The sequence below is a fragment of the Stenotrophomonas sp. 2YAF22 genome (assembly GCF_052114665.1).
GTDB lineage: Bacteria > Pseudomonadota > Gammaproteobacteria > Xanthomonadales > Xanthomonadaceae > Stenotrophomonas > Stenotrophomonas indicatrix.
Genome location: NZ_JBFRFE010000460.1, coordinates 1 through 3,517, shown reverse-complemented (window position 1 = coordinate 3,517; position 3,517 = coordinate 1). Strand labels below are relative to the sequence as shown.

Annotated in this window: 3 protein-coding genes and 1 pseudogene; 3 read left to right on the top strand and 1 reads right to left on the bottom strand. The window is 66.9% G+C overall.

Annotation, left to right across the window (positions count from 1 at the left end):
* The 3 genes and pseudogenes from AB4Y84_RS16430 to AB4Y84_RS16420 all read left to right on the top strand — a co-directional run.
* Positions 1–148 (top strand): annotated as a pseudogene (locus AB4Y84_RS16430) (NAD(P)H:quinone oxidoreductase); the annotation flags it as partial.
* Entirely contained in the window at positions 145–480 is a 336-nt protein-coding gene (locus tag AB4Y84_RS16425) for a DUF2069 domain-containing protein (RefSeq protein ID WP_099782928.1), read from the top strand. The pseudogene AB4Y84_RS16430 and the gene AB4Y84_RS16425, both read left to right, overlap by 4 nt.
* Before the next feature lie 79 nt (positions 481–559).
* Positions 560–1,045 carry an asparaginase domain-containing protein gene (locus AB4Y84_RS16420; RefSeq protein WP_033830416.1) on the top strand — a complete coding sequence of 162 codons (486 nt, stop codon included), beginning with the start codon at positions 560–562 and terminating at the stop codon, positions 1,043–1,045.
* 151 nt (positions 1,046–1,196) lie between these two features.
* Here AB4Y84_RS16420 and AB4Y84_RS16415 read toward each other — a convergent pair whose 3' ends face one another.
* A complete protein-coding gene (locus tag AB4Y84_RS16415; RefSeq protein ID WP_223494294.1) occupies positions 1,197–2,936 on the bottom strand; it encodes a S8 family peptidase in 1,740 nt (579 codons plus the stop codon).
* Positions 2,937–3,517 lie beyond the last annotated feature (581 nt).

Sequence of the window (3,517 nt, the reverse complement as noted above, 5' to 3'; positions counted from 1 at the left end):
GAGCCACACCACCAGTGGCGGCACGCCGTATGGCGCCAGCCACGTGGCCGGTGCCGCCGACGACCCGCAACCCACCGACGATGAGGCGGTACTGGCGCGGGCGCTGGGCCGGCGCGTGGCCGACATCGCGCAGCGGCTGGCGCGATGAGCACCGCGCCGCGCACCGTGCTGCTGCTGGCCCTGATGGGGCTGGCGGCGCTGTTTGCCGGCTGGTTCATCAACGACAGGCACTGGCTGGCCACCCAGCTGGTGTTCACTGCGCCGCCGATGGCGCTGGCCATCGCCCTGCGGCTGGGCTGGCGCAAGGCCGGGTTCTGGGCGGCGGTGCTGGCCCTGGGCTGGTTCAGCCACGGCGTGATGAGCGCCTGGAGCCATCCCGAGACCCGCTGGCTGGCACTGATCGAAATCGTGCTGGCGCTGCTGGTGATCTTTTCGGCCAGCCTGCCCGGCCTGCGCGCCCGTTTCGGGCGGCGGCGCTGACGCTGCGCCCGGTGGGCCGTATCATCTGCGTTCCCGGCCCCGCGCCGCTGTACCTGCCTTGGTTTCGCGCATGCACATGATGGAAGAGCTCCTGGTCGTCACCACCGGTGGCACGATCGACAAGATCTATTTCGACGACAAGTCGGACTACCAGATCGGCGACCCGCAGATCGGCATGATCCTGCGCGAACTGGGGGTTACGTTCCGTTTCAACGTGATTCCGATCCTGCGCAAGGATTCGCTGCACATCAACGACGACGATCGTGAGCTGATCCGCGCGACGATCGCCGCGCAGCCCACCCGCCACGTGCTGGTGACCCACGGCACCGATTCGATGGTGCAGACCGGCAAGGTGCTGGCGACGATCCCGGACAAGACCATCGTGATGACCGGTGCGCTGAGCCCGGCGCGTTTCCGTGGTTCGGATGCGGAGTTCAACATCGGCTGTGCGATCGGTGCGGTGCAGTCGCTGCCGGCGGGAGTGTTCATCGCGATGAACGGCCGGATCTTCGACCCGCAGCATGTGCGCAAGAACGTGGCGGCGAACCGGTTCGAGTCGGTTTGAGGGATTGAAGGCGCGCTGTCGCGCGTCGGCGTTTCGGTTGCTGTAGTCGTGAGAGGCTCAGGCTCTCCAGACAGATGCCGGTGCGCGGCCAGCAAGGTCAAAAAAACACCCCGGCCGAAGCCGGGGCGTGCCCATGGAGAGGGGCTTGGGCTCAGTACTGGGCGTTGACGGTCACGCCCGAGAAGGTGCTGTACGCCTTCACCCGCACGTACCAGGTACCGGCGGTGGGGCTGTTGACGGTGCAGGTCTCGTTGTTGCCGCTCAGGTACGGGCGGCAGGTGTAGACGGTGTCGGTCGGGGCACTGCCCTGGCGCAGGTACAGGTCGGCATCACCGCTGCCGCCGCTGATCGCCACGCGCAGCTGCGTGCTGCCAGCCGGGACGTTGACGGTATAGCTGAGCGATGCGCCGCTGGCTGCGCCGAGGCCGGTAACCGGCACGTTGTTCTGCAGCACGGTGCCACCCGGGTTGGGCGTGGTGCCGTTGATCGCGGCAGTCACCGCGGCATCGGCGTCGATGATGCCGGCGCCGCAACCACCCGAGCACGCACCCGGCAGCGGACGCGCGGTGCTCTTGATGATGCTTTCCACCTGCGCCGGGCTGAGCGGGCTCGGTGCCACCGACTGCATCAGTGCAACCACGCCCGCCACGTGCGGCGCCGCCATCGAGGTGCCGTTGTAGGACGCGTAACTGGCGCTGCCCGGGGTGGTGGTGCCGCTGTTGAGGGTGGACAGGATGCTCTGGCCCGGTGCGGAGATATCGATGCCGGTGCCGTAGTTGGAGAAGCTGGCACGTGCGCCTGCCGAGGTGGTCGCCGCCACCGCGATCACGTTCGGGCAGTTCGCCGGTACCGACGAGGATACGTTGGTGTTGCTGTTGCCGGCAGCGACCACCACGGTGGTGCCACGGCCGACCGCGCCGTTGATGGCGTTCTGGTAGGTGGTCGAGCAGCTGCCGCCGCCACCGAGCGAGAGGTTGATGACCTCGGCCGGATTGGCGTTGGCCGGCACACCGCTGACCGTGCCACCGGAGGCCCAGACGATCGCGTCGGCGATGTCGGAGGTGTAGCCGCCGCACTTGCCGAGCACGCGCACCGGCACGACCTTGGCGTTGAAGGCGGTACCGGCCACGCCGGTGCTGTTGTTGGTCACAGCAGCGACCGTGCCGGCCACGTGGGTGCCATGCCAGCTGGAGTTCGAGCCCGGATAACCGGCCTGGCACTCGTTGTCGCCGTACCAGTCACCCTCGTCGTTGGGATTGCTGTCACGGCCACCACCATCGCGCGCCATCGCCGCGTCGCTGATGAAGTCATAGCCGGGCAGGATGTTGGCGTTGAGGTCGGCATGGTTGGTGATGCCGGTATCGATCACGGCCACGACCACGCCGGTGCCGGTGGCCTTGTCCCAGGCCGGACGCACGTTGATCGAGGCGTTGGACGTACCGAAGCCCCATTGCTCGCTGAAACGGGTGTCGTTGGGGGTCAGCGTCGCGCGCATGATCTGGTCGACTTCGACGTATTCGACGTTCGGGTCGGCGGCCAGCTTGCGCATCAGCAGCTCGGATTCGGCCTGGTCCAGCGCACGGTCGGTCCTGACCACGGTGGAGCCGACCGCAAGCCTGCGGACCTGCTGCAGGCCCAGCGCGCGGCCCTGGCTGCTGGCGATGCCGGCAGCGGCCGTCTTCAGCGAAGAGGCCAGCGCGGTGGTGTTGGCCACCGGCGCACTGCCGTCGCGGAACTTGACGATGAAGCGCTGGTGGGTCTGCGCGGACTGCAGGCCGCTGAGCTGGACATCACCGGCCAGCGCAGGCGTGGCCAGCAGCAGCGATGACAGGACGGACGCACCAAGGACCACCCACACACGACGCACACGCGGTTGCGTTACCTGGGACATCGGATTTCCCTTCTAATGGTAGGAATGCCGGAATCGGCAGAAGCACCGGCCTGAACCGTGGGCTGGCTTGCGATGGCGAGGTTCGGGTCCGGCGAGCCAGCGGATTCCCCTGCCCATCCGCTGTGTTGATGACGCTAGTGGCTCAAGCCGGACACCACAAGATTTTCAGCGTCTTTTCAGCAAGATGAAATGTTGGATCTGAGACTTTCCGGGTCGAGGGTTTGTGAAGGTGAAGGAACTTTCGCGTCAGCTGCACGTACCTGACTGCGGAATGTCCTGTCTCACCATGTCTTTGCCGACATCGGCGGGTGTGATTTGCAAGGCATGGCGCGCGCCTCCCCAAACGCAGAAAGCCCGTCACGAGGACGGGCTTTCCAGGAAGGCAGCCGGGCATGGCCCGGCTCCGATATTCAGCGCAGGCGATCAGCCCAGCTTGACCAGCCAGCCGTGGCGGTCCGGCAGGCGACCGTACTGGATGTCGGTCAGCTCCTTGCGCAGCGACATGGTCACTTCACCGGCCGGCGCGTTGATGTCGCTCCAGGTCCGTGGCGCTGGAATCCGGCACCGAGCCCCGCCAGGAG